Raw genomic sequence first — 17,138 nt, forward strand, 5'->3', positions numbered from 1 at the left:
CTGCTTGCCCTGGTGGCCAGTGCTGGTCACGCCGCCAGCACGCCAATGCCGCCCGACGGCCCCTGTGTGCCACCCCCGCCCAAGGCTGCCCTGACGCTGGCGCAAGCCCGGCTTGACGCGTTGCGCTGCAACCGCGACATCATCGCCGCCCGCCGTAACGAAGAGGCCAGCCAGGCCGACATCCAGATTGCTTCCCAGCGGCCCAACCCGGTGCTGAGCCTGGGCGTGGCCAATATCAACCCGCACCTTGGCGTGGGCGCAGGCAACCTGCGCAGCAAGACGGTGGATTCGACCGTTCGCGTGGACCAGGTCATCGAGACGGCCAACAAGGGCAACCTGCGTACCGAGGTCGCCCGCAAGGCCAGTGCCGCCGCCGGCGAGCAGACCCAGGCGGTGGTGGCCCAGCAGCTGGGCGCCGTGGACCAGGCCTGGTACGAAGCCGTGGTCAGCCAGACCCGCGTGGAGGTGCTGACCGAGACCGTGGGACTCTACGGCCGGACCCAGCAGGCCAACGAGGCGCGGCTCAAGGCGGGCGATGTGTCGCGCGCGGACGTGACCAAGCTCCAGCTCGAAACGTTGCGCGCCCAGAACGACCTGCGCGCGGCCATGGCCGACCACAGCAGCGACAAGGCCGCGCTGGCCGCCGCCATGGGCGTGCCCGGCACGCTGATGGACAACCGCCTGGTGGCGGACTGGCCGGCCCCCGATGCGCCGGTGCCGCCGTTCGATCCCGAAGTGCTGCAGCGCCGCCCGGACGTGACCGCCGCCGAAGCGCGGCTGGCCGCCGCGTCGTCGCAGCGCGACCTGGCCCGTGCCGGCCGCGTGCCCGACGTGACCGTGGGTGTGCAGTACGAGCACTATCCCGTTTCCGAAACCAACACCACCGGCAGCGGCAACAGCTACGGCGCGTTCGTGTCGATCCCGCTGTTCGTGCGCCACAGCTTCGGCGGCGAGGCGCGCCGGGCCGAGGTCGATTACTACGCGGCGCTGGACGACCGCAATCGCATCCTGCTCGAGGCCCAGAACGAGATCGGCCGGCTGCGTGCGCAACTGGACGCCGCCCGGGCGTCGCTCCAGCAGATGCGTGAGTCGGTGCTGCCGGCGGCCGAAAGCGTGGCCAACAGTGCGGAATTCGCCTATTCCAAGGGGGCCAGCGGCGTGCTGGACCTGCTGGACGCACGCCGCGCGCTGCGCCAGACCCGTGTGGATGCCGTGGAAGCGCAGGGCAACTATGCCAAGGCCCTGTCGGCCTACCTGACCGCGCTGCAATCCACCCAATCCGATATCAACAAGCTTCCCCAGGTTCGTACCGATGCGTCGCGCCCATAATTTCCCGTCTTTCTCCGGCCGTTTCCGCATGGCCGCCGTGGTGTCTCTGTGCGCGCTGGCGTTGGCCGGCTGTGGCAAGAAGGAAGTCCCGGAAAACGATGACGAGCCGAAGATCACCGGCCAGACCATCACGTATCCGGCCAGCGTGAAGGCGCTTTCCGGGGTGGTTGGCCAGCCCGTGCAAAGCGGCGGCGACCGCATGCTGAGCATGCCCGGCCGCCTGGTCTGGAACGAGGACAAGACCGTGCGCGTGGCCACGCCGTTCGTGGGCCGCGTGATGGAGATCATGGTGCAGCCTGGTGCCACGGTGAAGGCCGGCCAGGCGTTGGCCATGCTGACATCGCCCGACTTTGGCGTGGCGCAGGCCGACGCCCGCAAGGCTGCGGCCGACAGCGCCGTGGCCGCCAAGGCACTGGCCCGCCAGCGCGAGCTGTACCAGGCCGGCGTGATCGCCCAGAAGGACCTGGAGCAGTCGCAGGCCGACAACGCCCGTGCCGCCGCCGACCTGGCCCGCACGCAGGCCGCGCTGCGCATGTATGGCGCGGGCAGCGGCGACGCCGTGAATCAGCGTTTCGCGCTGCGCAGCCCGATCGACGGTCTGGTGGTGGAACGCAATATCAATCCCGGCATGGAAGTGCGCCCGGACCAGCAGCCCAATGCGCCGCTGTTCCTGATCACCGATCCCAGCACGCTGTGGGCCCAGCTCGACGCCGCCGAGGCCGACCTTGGCCTGTTCAAGCCGGGCATCAACGTCCAGCTGGTCAGCGCCGCCTATCCCGGCGAGACCTTCACGGGCACCGTGGTCAAGATCGCCGACTATGTCGATCCCGCCTCGCGCAGCGTGAAGGTGCGCCTGGTGGTGCCCAACGCCGACCGGCGCCTGAAGGCCGAGATGTTCGTGACGGCCAAGCTCCAGGCCGCGTCTTTCCAGGGGATTGCGGTGCCGTCCAAGGCCGTGTTCCTGGCCGACAACAAGAACTACGTGTTCGTGCGCACGTCGGCCACGCCGTTCGTGTTCGAGCGCCGCGAGGTCAAGCTGGGCGTGTCGCTGCCGGGCACGACCGAAGTGGTGGCGGGCCTGAAGGACGGTGACGTTGTCATCACGGATGGCAACCTCTACCTGCAGGACATCCTGCGCGATGCCACCGCGGTGAATGCCGCGCGTGCGGCCGCCAAGCAATAAAGGCGGCCCGATGATCCAACGTATCGTTAGCTTTGCGCTGCACCAGAAGCTGTTCGTCTGGCTCGGCCTGATCATCTTTGTCGCGGGCGGCCTGGCCGCCTTCAAGAACCTGCCGATCGAGGCCTTCCCGGACGTCTCGGACATCCAGGTCAACATCATCACGCTGTACCCGGGCCGTGCCGCCGAGGAGGTGGAGCGCCAGGTCACGATTCCGATCGAAACGGCACTGGCCGGCACGCCGAATTCGGTGCGGGTGTTCTCGCACACCCAGTTCGGCCTGTCGTTCATGATGGTGACCTTCAACGACAAGGCCACCGACGTCACCGCGCGCCAGCAGATCATCGAGCGGCTGCGTAGCGTGGACCTGCCCGACGGCGTGCAGCCGGAGCTGGCGCCGCTGTCCACCGCCATCGGCGAAATCTTCCGTTTCCGCCTGACCGGCAAGGGCTATACGGCGCAGGAACTGCGCACGCTGCAGGACTGGGTGGTCGAAAAGAACATGCGCCAGGTGCCGGGCGTGGCCGACGTGGTGACCATTGGCGGGTCGATCAAGCAGTACGAGGTGAACCCCAACCTGGGCCGCATGCGCGACGCCAAGATCTCGCTGTCGCAGCTGTTCACGGCGCTGCAGCGCGGCAACTCGAACGCCGGTGGCGGCGCGGTGGCCCATGGCCGCCAGCAGTACCTGCTGCGTTCGCTGGGCAGCTTCCGCTCGTCGGCGGACATCGCCAACGTGGTGGTGGCCGAGAACAACGGCACGCCGATCCTGGTCAAGGACATTGCCGAGGTGAAGGTCGGCTCGGCGCCGCCGCAGGGCCTGATGGGCCAGGACAACGAGGACGACATCGTGTCGGGCATCGTGGTGATGCGCAAGGGCGAGAACCCGTCGGTGGTGCTTGAGGCACTGAAGCAGAAGATCGAACTGCTGGACTCGCAGATCCTGCCCAAGGGCGTGAAGATCGTGCCGTACTACGATCGCTCCACGCTGATCGACAAGACGCTGCACACGGTATTCGGCAACCTGGTGGAAGGCGCGCTGCTGGTGCTGGCCGTGCTCTACCTGTTCCTGGCCAATGTGCGCGCGGCGGCGATCGTGGCGCTGGTGATTCCGCTGTCGCTGCTGTCGACGTTCATCGGCCTGACGTGGGTCGGCATTCCGGCCAACCTGCTGTCGCTGGGCGCGATGGACTTCGGCATCATCGTCGACGGCGCGGTGATCGTCGTCGAGAACATCTTCAAGCGGCTGGGCGAGCTCAAGGAGCAGCAGATCAAGGACAGCCGCGCGCGGCTTTACGCGATCCTGCAGGCCACCACCGAGGTGGGCCGGCCCACCGTTTTCTCGATGATCATCATCATCGCGGCGCACATCCCGATCTTCACGCTGCAGCGCCACGAGGGCAAGATCTTCGCGCCGATGGCGTACACGGTGACCGGCGCGCTGATCGGCTCGCTGATCCTGTCGCTGACCGTGGTGCCGCTGCTGTGCCACCTGCTGCTGACCAAGAACATCGCCCACGACGACAACTTCGTGGTGCGCTACTGCAAGCGCCTCTACGAGCCGATGCTGGCCTGGGCGCTGGACAACAAGAAGAAGGTGGTGGGCATTGCACTGGGCCTGCTGGTGGCGACCGTGGGCGTGGGCAAGTTCCTGGGCAGCGAATTCCTGCCCGAGCTGGACGAAGGCTCGATGTGGGTCAGCTTCGACCTGCCGGCGTCGGTGTCGCTGGTCGAGGCGCGCGACCAGGCCCGCATCCTGCGCAACGTGATCCGCAAGACGCCCGAGGTAAACACCACGATTTCCAAGGTGGGCCGACCCGACGACGGTACCGATCCCAAGCTGATCAACACGGTGGAGATCCTGGTCGACCTGAAGGCCGACAAGCAGTGGCGCGCGGGCTTCGACAAGCGCAAGATCATCAACGAGATCAACCACAACCTGCGTCAGCTGCCGGGCATCGAGCCGAATTTCTCGCAGCCGGTGCGCGACAACATCCTGGAAAGCATCTCGCAGATCAAGGGCCAGATCGTGATCAAGGTGCAGAGCGACAGCCTCGAGCACAACAAGAAGGTGGCCGACCAGATCCTGGCGAACGTGCAGTCGGTCAAGGGCGTGATGCGCGCGTTCATCGACCGCGACGGTGAGCTGCCGCAGTACGTGCTGGAATTCGATCGCGCCCAGGCGGCCCGCTACGGCATCAACGTGGCCGATGTGCAGGACCTGATGGAAAGCGCGCTGGCCGGCAAGGCCGCCACGGAACTGTGGGAGGGCGAAAAGCACTTCAGCGTGGTGGTGCGCCTGAAGCCGGGCGAGCGCGAACTGCCGAACCTGCCGAACATCTTCATGCAGACCGCCGACGGCGCGCAGGTGCCGCTGTCGCAGCTGGTGACGTTCCGGGCGGCGTCCGGCGCGATGAACATCAGCCGCGAGAACGGCCAGCGCACCACGTCGATCGGCATCTTCATCCACGACCGCGACATGGGCAGCGTGGTGAAAGACATGCAGCAACTGGTGAAGAAGAACGTGAACGCCGAGGACGTCAAGATCAGCTGGTCGGGCGAATTCGAGAACCAGGAACGTGCGATGGCGCGGCTGTCGATCGTGGTGCCGCTGTCGGTGCTGCTGATCTTCCTGCTGCTGTTCAATGCGTTCCAGTCGTTCAAGAGCGCGGCGCTGATCATCTCGAACATTCCGTTCGCGCTGATCGGCGGGGTGTTCGCGCTGTTCCTGACCGGCATTCCGCTGTCGGTGTCGGCGGCCATCGGCTTTATCGCGCTGTTTGGCCAGGCCGTGCTGAACGGGGTGGTGATGGTGACGTACTTCAACCAGCTGCGCCAGGAAGGCATGCCGGTGCGCCAGGCCGTGCTGACCGGTTCGATGGACCGCCTGCGCACGGTGCTGATGACAGCCATGCTGGCCATGCTGGGTCTGTTCCCGATGGCCATCTCGCGCGCCATCGGCTCGGAAACGCAGCGTCCGCTGGCCATCGTCATCATCGGCGGCCTGATTACGGCCACGCTGCTGACGCTGATCGTGCTGCCGACGCTCTACGAGTGGATGGTGGGCCGCAACTGGCCGGACGAGGAAGGCCAGTCGAACAACGAGAACCGCCTGAACGACTCGATGGCGCATTGAGCCGAGGAGGGCCGTAACGAAGACCGGGGCAACGCGCCCCGGTTTTTTTTCGTCGCTGTGCGGCGCAGATGACCGGCCCGGCTTCAGCGGCTGGCTGGCCGCGGAAAGAGCGGCCAGGCGCCGAGCGCCACCACGGCCGTCGTTGCCCAGACGACTGGCCATGAAGTCAGCGCCAGCCAGTGCGGCAGCGCAAGCGGCGTGACGAAGAAACCGAAGAACACCACCGTGTTGGCCATGCCGAGCGAGGTGCCCGCCCGGTCGGCGCCGGCCATGGCCGCCAGTTCGGTGTAGCCGACGCCGTGCCAGGCGGATACCGCGATACCGGCAAGCGTCAGCACCACCGGGAGCAGCGCCATCCACCGGCCATCCGCCGCACTGCCGTGCACGCAGCCGGCCAGCAGCAGGAAGGCAATCGCCGCGATCAGCGTGCAGGCACGCAGATAGGTCCGGCGATTGCCGTGCCGGTCGGTCCAGCGGCCGCTCCAGATGCGCGTGAGCATCGCGCCGGCCTGGATCGTGACCAGCGTGGTCGTGATCACACCCAGCCCGGCCTGTGCGTAGTCATGCAGAAAGATCGAGGTGAAGGCCAGCACTGCGAATTGCGGCACGCAAAGCAGACCGATGGCCAGCACGATGCGCCAGATGCCTGCCCGGCCGAGCGGGTTCGGGCTGCGCAACTGCGCCACGGAGGTGGCCTGGAAGTCGGGCGGTTCATGGAGCCAGCACCAGGTCAGGAGGGCGGAGACGCCGCACAACAGCGCGAGCCACCCATAAGCCCAGGTAAAGCCGACGGTTGACGCCAGCCATGGCAGGGTCAGCGCCCCGATGCCGCCGCCCATCGGCACGGCAGTCTGGCGGATGCTCATGGCGAGCCCGCGTTCGCCTTCGTGAAACCAGCGCATGACCGCGCGCCCGCTGGCGCCGTTGACGCTGCCGCCCACCAGCCCGACCAGCGTCATGGCCACCACCAGCCACGACAGTGAGGGGATATGCGCGGAGGGCCCGGTCATGGGCGACAGCCAGAGGGCCATCGCCAGCAGCGCCGCGCTGGTGGCGGCCAGTCCGCCCAGCAGCACCGGGCGGTCGCCCCAGCGGTCGGCGGCCAGGCCCCACGGCAGTTCGGACAGCGCGGTACCCAGGCCGATCGCGCCGACGGCCAGGCCGACTTGCGCGGTGTCCAGGTGGTAGCCCGTGCGCATCCAGACGGCTGTGGTCGGAATGCCGCCCACGGCGGCCAGTACGCTGGCGTTGGCCGCCACGCCGACGCCCAATACCTTCCAACGATGGGAAGGGGTCAGGCGCCGGGCCGGCGGTACGGGAAGCGGAACGGTTTGCGAGGACATAGGTGACAGGCGATCCCGGAGCTGTTTGACGTGATCCAGTCTGTCACCGAGAATTCATCCTGAAAATCGGAAAATTCTTCACGATTCGTTCGATAAAACAGGATGGTTGCGATGTCCCGAACCAATCTCGATCTGGCTGCGTTGCGCAGCTTGCTGGCCGGCATGGAACTTGGCAGCTTTGCCCGCGCGGCGGATCGCGTGGGCCGGTCCACATCGGCCATCAGCGCCCAGATCCGCAAGCTCGAAGAACAGGCCGGCACGCCGCTGTTCCGCAAGGCCGGGCGCGGGTTGGCGCTGACGGCCGCGGGCGAGGCGATGCTGGGTTACGCGCGCCGTCTTGTGGAGCTCAACGACGAAGCGGTCAGCGCGGTACGCGGGGTTGACCTGTCGGGCGGCATCCGCCTGGGGCTCCAGGAGGAATTCGGCGAAGGCTTGCTGCCAGAAGTGCTGGGCCGCTTCGCGCGCGCCCACCCAAGGGTGCGCATCGAGGCGGTGGTGTCCCGCAATGCCGACTTGCTGGAGCGGATCGACAGCGGACGGTGCGATCTGGCGCTGGTGTGGGCCGACATGCATCCCGCCGTATCGGACGATGTGGCCGGGTACGCGATGGGGCACCGGTACGTGGAACGGATCGACGACGTGCCGATGTGCTGGGTCGGCGCCGCAACCGGCGCGGCGACGATGCCTTGGCAGCCGGACGATGGCGAGCCGTTGCCGCTGGTGGCCTTCGACCGCCCATGCCAGTTTCATTCGGCCGCGGTGGCGGCGCTGGACCGTGCAGGTATTCCGTGGCGAATCACGTTTTCGAGCCCGAATCTTGGCGGGCTGTGGGCTGCCGCCGCTGCGGGGCTGGGCTTGACGGTGCGCTCGCGCTACGGATTGCCCGCGGGCGTGCGGGCGCTGCAGGCCGGCGAACATGGCCTGCCTGCGCTGCCGTCGATGTCGCTCGCGATGGTGCGCGCGTCGGCCACGATGCCGCCCGAGGTGGAGCGGCTTGCCGACATCCTGCGCGCGGCGCTGCCCGGCACGCCGGTGCCGGACGCCCTGGCAGCCTGATTCAGCCAGCCGCCAGGGCCCGCGCGTCAGTCATCGTAGCGCTCGCCATGCCGGGTCGGCCGGCATAGCAACGCGCCCAGCAGGACGCCAATTCCCAGCGCCATGCCCAGCGCCTTGATCGGCTCCCGGTGCGTATAGTCGGTCACGCATTCCTGGCCGCGCGACACGCTGTCGCTGACCGATGCCTTGATCGATGCCAGCTTGTCCGTTCCCTGCGCGGCCTTCGCCAGGAAGGTCTGCTTGGCGGTTTCGATGGCCTCGCCGGTCAGGTTTGGCAGCTGGGCCAGCAGGTCATCGAGATCCTTGGCAAGCTGCCGGGTATCGGCCTGGAGCTTCTGCTGGTTGCTGGATACATTGGTGTCGTTGGGGTCAAAGGCGGCCATGGCGTCTCCTCGCTGGGTGCGTATGCGGAAATCTGCTGGCGCAGGTTTCATACCAGCGGCCAATGCACGGGCGCCGCGTGGCTTGCGGCCACTTGACCGGGCAACTGGCAGCGCCGACTTACCGACGTTTGTAATTTGCGCCATGGCGCGCTGGGTGCACGCGACCATGGGGTCGTCGTGTGCCTCGCGGCATATGAGAGCAATCTGAATCTGGCCGCGATGAGACAAATACGATATCGGCTTTCCGGCCGCTGCGGTATGGTTGTTCCGTGTGATGAAGTCCGCCCAAAACGGCGCGGGCCACCGACGGGCAACTTTCGTTCAGGGGTCAATCATGAGGATTCTTCGAACTGCCGAAATGGCAGAACACTGCGCCAACGACGCCATCGATGCGAAGCCGCGCCGGGGCAGGTCGCGGGCACCGGGCGATGCAGGCGGGCCGCCACCGGGCCGCTTCGGTGTGGCGGAGTGGGCGCCCGTTCTGGCGATGGTCGGCGCAGGCGTGACGTTCGTGCTCTACATCATGACCACGATCAACGCGTCGATGGCAGACAAGCTGGTTGCCGTGACGCGGAGCATCGAGGAACTGGACAAGCGCATCAATATGCGTTTCGACGAGATGGACAAGCGGTTCAACGGCCAGCTGGCTGCCATGGACCAGCGTTATGACGGCAGGTTCGCTGCCATGGACAAACGGCTGGAACGCCTGGAAGTGCGAGCCGACCGGACCGACGAGCGGTTGAACAAGGTCGAGGTGCAACTGACAACGATGGACGCCAAGCTGGATCGCGTCCTCGATCACGTCGCCAGGCGCCGCTAACTACGCCGGTGCCCCAGTGGCTGGCGACGGTGCTGCTATGCCTTGCCGGGGCCCGTGCAGATCCCGTGCAGCTTGCGCAGGCCAGCATAGAGACCCTGCCGCTCCTCGGGCGTGAGCAGCCGGATCACGGAAGCCTGGCCGCGCCGCGCCAGTGGAATCACCTGTGCATGAAGGGCCGCCCCCGCTTCGCTGATCTTGCAGGACAGGCGCTTGCGCGGCGTCGTGCCCTCCGATTCCAGCGTGACGAGGCCACGGTCTTCGAGCAATCGCAGCGTGCGGCTGACCAGGGCCTTGTCCGACGTCGATTGCTTGACCAGTTCCGCGAAGGACATCGGCTCGCCGTGGGCCAATAGCGCCAGAATGCGCCATTCCGGCACGGTCAGGTCGAATTGCGTCGCATACGGCTCGGTGACGCTGCTGCGCAGGGCGGTCACAAGCTGGCTCAGCATGGTGGTCAGGAAGTCGTTGACGTTCAGCCCGGTGCCGGCTTCGTCGAGGTGCGACCAGGGATCGATGCCCTCGGTGGTAGCCGGAATGTGCTGGGTAGTGCTGGACATGTACGGGGCGTTAAAAAGGTATGCCGGGCAATGGCCCGGAAAACGCCTGCGATTGTCTCACACCGCTTGTTGTTCGCAACTTTGTGGCGCCGTACGTGTTGCAACTGCCCCGCATGCGTGCGCGCATGACGGTCAATGGCCCCTCGACCGCAAGCGGCGGAGGGGCCATGCTGACCGGAACGACGATGCCGGAGCTTGCGCGCCGGGCGACCGACGCAAGGCGTTACGCCGCGAAGCCGCCGTCCACGTTCAGGCTGGCGCCGGTGACGAAGCTGGCTTCCGGGCCCGCCAGATAGGCGACCATGCTTGCGATTTCATCCGGGTGGCCATGGCGCGGCAGGGCCATCAGACCATGCAGCGATGCGGCGAAGTCGGAGTTCTCGGGGTTCATGTCGGTGTTGACTGGGCCGGGCTGCACGTTGTTGACCGTGATGCCCTTCGGGCCCAGATCGCGCGAGAGGCCTTGCACCAGGCCCTTCAGGGCGGACTTGCTCATGGCGTAGGCGGCGCCGCCGGCGAACGGCATGCGGTCGGCGTTGGTGCTGCCGATGTTGATGATGCGGCCACCTTCGCCCATGTGCGACAGCACGGCCTTGCTGGCCACGAACACGGCGCGGACGTTGACGGCCAGCGTCTTGTCGAAGTCTTCCAGCGAGAAGTCCTCGACCGCGCCCAGGAACAGCACGCCGGCGTTGTTGACCAGGATGTCGATCTTGCCGAAATGCACGGCGGCATCGTTGATGGCGTCGGTGAGCGCGGCGGCGTCGGCTGCATCGGCGCGATAGGCCTTGGCGCGGCCGCCGGCTGCCTGGATCGACTCCACCAGTTCCTGCGCGGCGGCGCCGGAGCTCTGGTAGGTGAAGGCGACGGCGGCGCCGTCCCGGGCCAGGCGGCGTACCACGGCGGCGCCGATGCCGCGTGCACCGCCGGTTACGAAGGCAACTTTGTTCGAGAGCGAGGTCATGATCGGTTCCTTGTTGAGAGAGGGTGGGTGAACGAAGTATGGTTTGTGCGATCCCCTACCGGTAGTCATAAATCCGGATCAACTTTTTCAACCATTGGTATAAGCTTGCCGCCATGGAAGCCTTGAACCTGCTCGAATCGTTTATCCAGAGTGCCGAAACTGGCAGCTTTTCGGCTGCAGCCCGCCGGCTCGGCCTGACGCCGGCCGCCGTGAGCAAGAACGTGGCCCGGCTCGAGGACCACCTCGGGCTGCGGCTGTTCCAGCGCAGCACGCGCAAGCTCACGCTGACCATGGGCGGGGAGCAGTTCTTCCGGCAGGTGTCCGACCCCTATTCCACGTTGCGCGATGCGTTTGCCAGCGCCGCGCAGGATGACGGCAAGCCCGCCGGGGTGCTGAAAGTCAGCATGGGCGTGGCGTTTGGGCGCGAATACCTGGTGCCATTGCTTGGCGAGTTCCTGGCGATGTATCCGGCCATCGTTCCCGACTGGCATTTCGAGAACCGGAGCGTGGACCTGATTGCCGGCGGCTTCGACGCGGCCATCGGCGGCGGCATCGAACTGACCGAGGGCGTGGTGGCGCGCGAACTGGCGCGGACCTACGTGGTGGCGGTAGCCTCCCCCGCCTATCTGGCAGGGAAGACCCTTCCGAAGCATCCGGCTGACCTGTCCGCGTTTGACGGCATCGTGCGCCGGTCTGCCTCCACCGGCCGCCTGCGGCTGTGGAACCTGCGCAACCAGATTGGCGAGGAAGCCCTGGCCGAGCCGCGTACCCGGCTGATCTTCGACGACCCCGAAGCCATGGCCCACGCCGCGATGCAGGGCCTGGGCGTGGCGCTGCTGCCGATGCCGCATGCCGCGCCATGGCTGGAACGTGGCGACCTGGTGCGCCTGGTGCCTGGCTGGTGTGCTGACAACGGCCCTCTGGCGCTTTACTATCCCAACCGCAAGCTGCTGCCGCCCAAGACGCGCGTGTTCATCGAATTCGTCGTCGATGCCTTCCAGCGCAAAGGCCTGGCGCGCAGATTCGACGGACGCTGAACTGTCATTTCACGAAGCACCCCACATCGGGAGGGGCTGTATGGCAACGGCAGTGCGACGGAGCGTGCGGCTCCATTTCCATATCTGGACGTGGTTCGGCTCGCTGGTGCTGCTGGTGGGGGCGCTGATTTGCAGCATCAACTACGTGATGACCAAGGACGCGCTAGAGCGGTCCGTCACGGACACCACCCAGCGCGTCAGCCGCGAGAGCCTGGAGGAAGTCGAGAACCTGTTGCAGCCCGCCCAGATGGCGGTCCGGCTGCTCAGCCACAGTTCGCTGGCCGATGCCAGGTGGCTGGCGCAGCGCAAGCAGCGCATGGCGCTGATGCGCGACGCGCTGGAAAGCTCGCCGATCCTGCAGGCGCTGTATATCGGCTACGCGGACGGCAGTTTCTTCTATATGCGCCCGCTGCGCGACGAGGGCGAGCGTGCCGCCTACAAGGCGCCGCCGCGCGCGGCATTCCTGGTGCAAAGCGTGGACCGCGACAGCGGTCGCGCAGTGGGTCGGTACTATTACCTGGCGTCTGACCTGGATGCGGTCGGCGAGGCCGATGCCGCCGACTTTGCCGGGCGCTACGACCCGCGCACGCGGCCCTGGTACGCCTCGGCCATGGCGTCCGGAACGCTGGTGCGCACCGATCCGTACATGTTCTATTCCGACCGCGAATCGGGTGCCACGCTGGCCTTGCGCACCGCTGACGGGCAGGCCGTGGTTGGCGGGGACTTCCGGCTGGACGCGCTGGGCCAGCTGTTGAACCACGAAACGCTGACGCCACGCGCGGTGCTGGCGCTGCTGGACCGCAAGGGCAAGCTCGTCGCCATCAACCGTACGACGCCCGATTCCGTGGCCGCGCCCGATACCGTGATCATGGATCCGGCCGGTCGTCCCGAGGACTACGGCCTGGCCGTACTGACCGGCCTTGCCGTCAAGGTGGCGGCGCCCGGCGACCCGCAGGCCGTCGCCCACCCCATGCTGCTGGAACGCGCCGATGGCGAAGACTGGTACACGTCGGTGGACTGGCTGGACCCCAAGGACCCCAATTCGCTGCTGCTGGTATCCGCCATTCCGCAGGCCGAGCTATTGCACGATGCCCGGCAACACGCCGCGTGGGGCATGGTCATGACCGGGCTGGTGCTGCTGCTGGCGTTGCCGGTCACCTGGCTGGTCGCGCGCAGCGTGGCGCGGCCGCTGCAATCGCTGGCCGCCGAGGCCGACGCCATCCGCCGCTTCGATTTCGTGCGTCCCGTGTCGGTCCGCTCGCAAATTGACGAAGTGAACGATCTGGCCATAACGATGGACCAGATGCGCGGCACCATCCAGCGCATGCTGCACGTCATGGGGGCCGTATCGGCCGAGCACCGCCTCGACCGGCTGCTGCCGCTGCTGCTGCAGGAGACGCTGAGCGCCGCAGGCGGACAGGCCGGGGCGCTGTACCTGGCCGCCAGTGAGGACGAAGGCCTGCGTCCCGCCGTGGGCTTCGACCGTAGTGGCACCGAAGTGACCACGATGCGCGAGACGCTGGCGCACGACACCTTGGCGCTGGTGCGCACGGCCGTGCGCGAAGGCACGGCGCGCGCCGGCCATCTGACATCGGCCGACGTGGCCGCCGCGCGGCTCGATGTGCTGGCGGGCGCCGCGCCGGTACACGCCGCCGTCATTCCGCTGATCAACCGCCAGCAGGCGCTGCTGGGCGTCGTGCTGGTGCTGCGCGATACGCCGATCGAAGCCGCGCAGCTGGCATTTGCCAGCACCATGGCCAGCCTGTCTGCCGGCGCGCTGGAGGTGGGCGAGCTCACCACGGCGCAGCGCGACCTGTTCGATGCGTTCATCCGCCTGCTGGCAGGCGCCATCGATGCCAAGAGCCCGCACACCGGCGGTCACTGCGCGCGCGTGCCGGAACTGGCCAAGCTGCTGGCCCGGGCCGCCTGCGATGCCACCGAAGGGCCGTACCGGTCGTTCGACCTGACCGAAACGGAATGGGAGGCGCTGCACGTGGCCGCGTGGCTGCATGACTGCGGCAAGGTCACCACGCCCGACTACGTGATCGACAAGGCCACCAAGCTCGAAACGCTGCACGACCGCATCCACGAAGTGCGCATGCGCTTCGAGGTGCTGAAGCGCGACGCGGAAATTGCCTGCCTGCAGGCCGTGGCCGATGGCGAAGACCCGCAGGCCGCGCGCGAGCGGCGGGATGGGCTGCTGCGCCAGCTTGACGAGGAGTTCGCGTTCGTGGCGGCGTGCAATGTGGGCGGCGAACAGATGGATGCCGGGGACCAGGCCCGCCTGCGACAGATCGCCACGCGGACCTGGCGGCGCACGCTGGACGACCGGCTCGGCGTCTCGCACGAGGAATTGACCCGCCGGAACAGCATGCCGGCCGTGCCGCTGCCGGTCATGGAGCCGCTGCTGGCCGACCGTCCGGATCATCGGATCGAACGTGCCGCAAGGGACCAGATCGCCGACATCAATCCGTGGGGGTTCCGCCTTCGCACTCCCGAGTTTCTCTACGACCGTGGCGAACTGCACAACCTGACGATATCGCGCGGTACGCTGACCGCCGAGGAGCGATTCAAGATCGAGGACCATATCGTGCAGACGCAGATCATGCTGTCGCGCCTGCCGTTTCCGAAGCATCTGCGCGATGTGCCGGAGATTGCCGGAGGGCATCACGAGAAGATGGATGGCACCGGCTATCCGCGTGGTCTCAAACGCGACCAGATGAGCCCGTTGGCCAGGATGATGGGGATCGCCGATATCTTCGAGGCGCTGACGGCTGCCGACCGCCCATACAAGAAGGCCAAGACCCTGTCCGAAGCCGTGGGCATCATGACCCGGCTGCGCGACCAGCAGCATATCGACGCCGAGCTGTTCGACCTGTTCATCGCGGCGGGCATCCATCGCACCTACGCCGAACGCTACATGGACCCCGCGCTGATCGATATGGCCTGAGCCAGGCTCCAGGGTGCCGCGCCGATGGCGCGCCCTCACGCGGAACCGGTGCGTGGACTATGCTTCGGGAGTTCGCGCAACGCGTGTCGAGGGGGCGGTGATGAGCGTCGAGAAAATCGAGATTCCCGGCAGTCAGGGCGGTACGCTGTCCGGCCGGATGGAATGGCCCGACGGCCCGGTGCGCGCGCATGCGCTGTTTGCGCACTGCTTTACCTGTGGCAAGGACAGCCTGGCGGCCACGCGCATCGCGCGGGCACTGACGGCCCAGGGCATTGCCGTATTGCGTTTCGATTTCACGGGCATCGGCGCCAGCGAGGGCGATTTCGCCAGCACCAATTTCTCGTCGAATCTGGCCGACCTGGAGGCCGTGGCCATGTATATGCGTGCGCGCGGCCAGGCGCCCACGCTGTTGATCGGCCATAGCCTGGGCGGTGCCGCCGTGCTGGGCGTGGCCCGCCGCCTGCCCGAACTGCGAGCCGTGGTTACGATCGCCGCGCCCAGCGATCCGCGCCATGTGCTGGGGCTGCTGGGCGACAACGTCGAGCGCATTCGCGCCGAAGGCGAGCTGGAGGTCAAGCTGGCGGGGCGTCCGTTCCGCATCGCGCGGCAGTTCATCGACGATGTTTCCAGTCACACGCTGCTCGACGAGGTGGCCCACCTGGGCAAGCCGCTGCTGGTCCTGCAGTCGCCGACCGACGACACGGTGGAAGTGCAGAACGGCCTGGCAATCTTCGAGGCCGCCGCGCAGCCCAAGAGCTATGTGGCGCTGGACGGCGCCGACCACCTGCTGCAGAATCGCGCCGGCGCGGCGTATGCGGCCAGCATGATCGCGGCATGGGCGCAGCATTACCTGCCGACGCTGACCGAGGACGTCCAGGCCGAAATTCCCGAGCCGGGCGTGGTGGTGGTGGCCGAGCGCCATCGGGGCCGATACCAGCAGACCGTACGCGTGGGCGGCCATGCATTCGTTGCCGACGAGCCCGCTGCGCTGGGCGGCGACGATGCCGGCCCGAATCCCTATGAGCTGCTCTTGTCGGCGCTGGGTGCCTGTACGTCGATGACGATGCGCATGTACGCCGAACGCAAGGCATTGCCGCTGGAACACGTGGCCGTGCAGTTGCGGCACGAAAAGATCCACGCGAAGGACTGCGCCAACTGCGAGACCACCGCGGGCATGGTGGACCGGATCGAGCGGCGCATCGCGATCAGTGGCGAGCTGACCGCAGAGCAGCGCGCCTCGCTGATGGCCATCGCCGACAAGTGCCCGGTGCATCGCACGCTGGAATCCGAGGTCCACATCGATACGATGCAGGCCTAGCCACCTGCGCTAGCCACGCGCCCTAGCCGATTCCCAGCACACGCCGGCGCGCGGCGTCGAATGCCGCGCCCTCGGCCACCAGCCAGGCTTCCACTTCGGCCACCTGGGCGGTCTGCCCGTGCGCGCAGACAAAGTGGTACGACGCGTGGCTGCGTGCGTGGATGCCCCACAGGTCCACCAGGCGGCCCGATTCTAGGTCTTCCAGCACCAGCGCGGAACGTCCCATGGCGACGCCTTGCCCGGCCAGCGCGGCATTGATGGCCAGTTGCGACAGGTTGAATCGCTGGCCGGCCGATGCATCGGGCAGGGTCAGGCCGGCGTGCCGCAGCCAGCATTGCCATTCCTCGAACTCGCCGGCGCCGTCCCACGGGGTTACGTCGTGCAGCAGCATGCCGGCGCGCAGGCCTTCGGGCGATTGCAGTTCGGGGTGCGCGTCGAGGTAGGCGGGGCTGGCCACGGGGATCAGCCATTCCTCCAGGAACTGATGCGCCTTCAGGTCCGGATAGCCACCGGGATCGAAGCGCACGGCGGCCTCGGTGCCGTCGCGCAGCATGCGCGAGCGGTCGAGCGCGTGGAATTCGCCATAGACGCGCAAGCCGATGTCCGGATGCTGGCGGAAGAAGCTGCCCAGCCTTGGCGTGAGCCACACCATCGCGAATGACGGCGAGCACGACAGCGCGATGGGCTGCTTGTCGCGCGGCCTGCGCAACTGCGTCAGCGTGCCTTCGATGGCCTGGAACGACTCGCGCAGCACAAAGCGCAGGCGCTCACCTTCCGGCGTCAGCACCAGCGCGCGCGGCGTGCGCAGGAACAGCGGCCGGTCCAGCCATTGCTCCAGCTGCTTGACCTGCTGGCTGACCGCGCCCTGGGTCACGCACAGTTCGGCAGCCGCCTGCGTGAAGTTGCAATGTCGGGCCGCCGCCTCAAAACAGCGCAGCCAGCCCAATAATGATGCAGAAAGCGTGTTGGCCATTAGTCAGGCTAATGCTCGGATCAGTACAAATGGTTTGTCACGACGGTGCAATGGGACAAGAATGAAGTCACCCCTCTCCCGCTTCTCCTTGC

General features: G+C 67.1%; 13 protein-coding genes. 8 read left to right on the forward strand and 5 right to left on the reverse strand.

Translation table 11 applies throughout. The features are described from left to right. Positions 1-45 precede the first annotated feature (45 nt). From D9X30_RS07285 to D9X30_RS07295, 3 genes are read left to right on the forward strand one after another with little or no spacing between them, the layout of a single operon-like run. Positions 46-1,329, forward strand: coding sequence for a TolC family protein (locus tag D9X30_RS07285; RefSeq protein WP_153947156.1), 1,284 nt, complete (start codon positions 46-48; stop codon positions 1,327-1,329). Next, positions 1,313-2,512: an efflux RND transporter periplasmic adaptor subunit gene (locus D9X30_RS07290; protein ID WP_153947064.1), complete on the forward strand. Its 1,200-nt coding sequence runs from the start codon at positions 1,313-1,315 to the stop codon at positions 2,510-2,512. Before D9X30_RS07285 ends, D9X30_RS07290 begins: the two co-directional genes overlap by 17 nt. A gap of 10 nt (positions 2,513-2,522) precedes the next feature. Beyond that, entirely contained in the window at positions 2,523-5,645 is a 3,123-nt protein-coding gene (locus tag D9X30_RS07295; RefSeq protein ID WP_153947065.1) for an efflux RND transporter permease subunit, read from the forward strand. Between the two features lie 83 nt (positions 5,646-5,728). Here D9X30_RS07295 and D9X30_RS07300 read toward each other — a convergent pair whose 3' ends face one another. After that, a complete protein-coding gene (locus tag D9X30_RS07300) occupies positions 5,729-6,988 on the reverse strand; it encodes an MFS transporter (RefSeq protein ID WP_153947066.1) in 1,260 nt (419 codons plus the stop codon). 111 nt (positions 6,989-7,099) lie between these two features. On the opposite strand from D9X30_RS07300, the gene D9X30_RS07305 reads away from it, so the two are divergent. Continuing rightward, positions 7,100-8,044: a LysR substrate-binding domain-containing protein gene (locus D9X30_RS07305; RefSeq protein WP_153947067.1), complete on the forward strand. Its 945-nt coding sequence runs from the start codon at positions 7,100-7,102 to the stop codon at positions 8,042-8,044. A 26-nt stretch (positions 8,045-8,070) separates the two neighbouring features. On the opposite strand, the gene D9X30_RS07310 is transcribed toward D9X30_RS07305, so the two are convergent. Beyond that, on the reverse strand, positions 8,071-8,427 hold the full coding sequence (locus D9X30_RS07310; RefSeq protein ID WP_194946487.1) for an ElaB/YgaM/YqjD family protein: 357 nt from the start codon (positions 8,425-8,427) through the stop codon (positions 8,071-8,073). A 334-nt stretch (positions 8,428-8,761) separates the two neighbouring features. Between D9X30_RS07310 and D9X30_RS07315 the strand changes: the two genes are divergently transcribed. Beyond that, a complete protein-coding gene (locus D9X30_RS07315) occupies positions 8,762-9,247 on the forward strand; it encodes a hypothetical protein (protein ID WP_153947069.1) in 486 nt (161 codons plus the stop codon). 35 nt (positions 9,248-9,282) lie between these two features. Here the strand turns inward: D9X30_RS07315 and D9X30_RS07320 are convergent, their stop codons facing one another. Together D9X30_RS07320 and D9X30_RS07325 are read right to left on the reverse strand one after the other, a co-directional pair. Beyond that, positions 9,283-9,804, reverse strand: a complete 522-nt coding sequence (locus D9X30_RS07320) for a MarR family winged helix-turn-helix transcriptional regulator (protein WP_153947070.1) — start codon at positions 9,802-9,804, stop codon at positions 9,283-9,285. 223 nt (positions 9,805-10,027) lie between these two features. Then, complete coding sequence (locus D9X30_RS07325; RefSeq protein WP_153947071.1) at positions 10,028-10,768, reverse strand: SDR family oxidoreductase; 741 nt, start codon at positions 10,766-10,768, stop codon at positions 10,028-10,030. A gap of 113 nt (positions 10,769-10,881) precedes the next feature. On the opposite strand from D9X30_RS07325, the gene D9X30_RS07330 reads away from it, so the two are divergent. The 3 genes from D9X30_RS07330 (at position 10,882) to D9X30_RS07340 (ending at position 16,073) form a co-directional block, all read left to right on the forward strand. Next, positions 10,882-11,805: a LysR family transcriptional regulator gene (locus D9X30_RS07330; protein WP_153947072.1), complete on the forward strand. Its 924-nt coding sequence runs from the start codon at positions 10,882-10,884 to the stop codon at positions 11,803-11,805. Positions 11,806-11,845: 40 nt separating this feature from the next. Next, the gene (locus D9X30_RS07335) at positions 11,846-14,755 is read left to right on the forward strand and encodes an HD domain-containing phosphohydrolase (protein ID WP_153947073.1); all 2,910 of its coding nucleotides are present in this window, start codon (positions 11,846-11,848) and stop codon (positions 14,753-14,755) included. Between the two features lie 100 nt (positions 14,756-14,855). Then, a complete protein-coding gene (locus D9X30_RS07340; RefSeq protein WP_153947074.1) occupies positions 14,856-16,073 on the forward strand; it encodes a bifunctional alpha/beta hydrolase/OsmC family protein in 1,218 nt (405 codons plus the stop codon). Between the two features lie 22 nt (positions 16,074-16,095). Here D9X30_RS07340 and D9X30_RS07345 read toward each other — a convergent pair whose 3' ends face one another. Further along, positions 16,096-17,046: a LysR family transcriptional regulator gene (locus D9X30_RS07345; protein ID WP_153947075.1), complete on the reverse strand. Its 951-nt coding sequence runs from the start codon at positions 17,044-17,046 to the stop codon at positions 16,096-16,098. Positions 17,047-17,138: the final 92 nt, after the last annotated feature.

It is taken from the genome of Cupriavidus sp. U2, assembly GCF_009663685.2.
Taxonomy (GTDB): Bacteria; Pseudomonadota; Gammaproteobacteria; order Burkholderiales; family Burkholderiaceae; genus Cupriavidus; species Cupriavidus necator_C.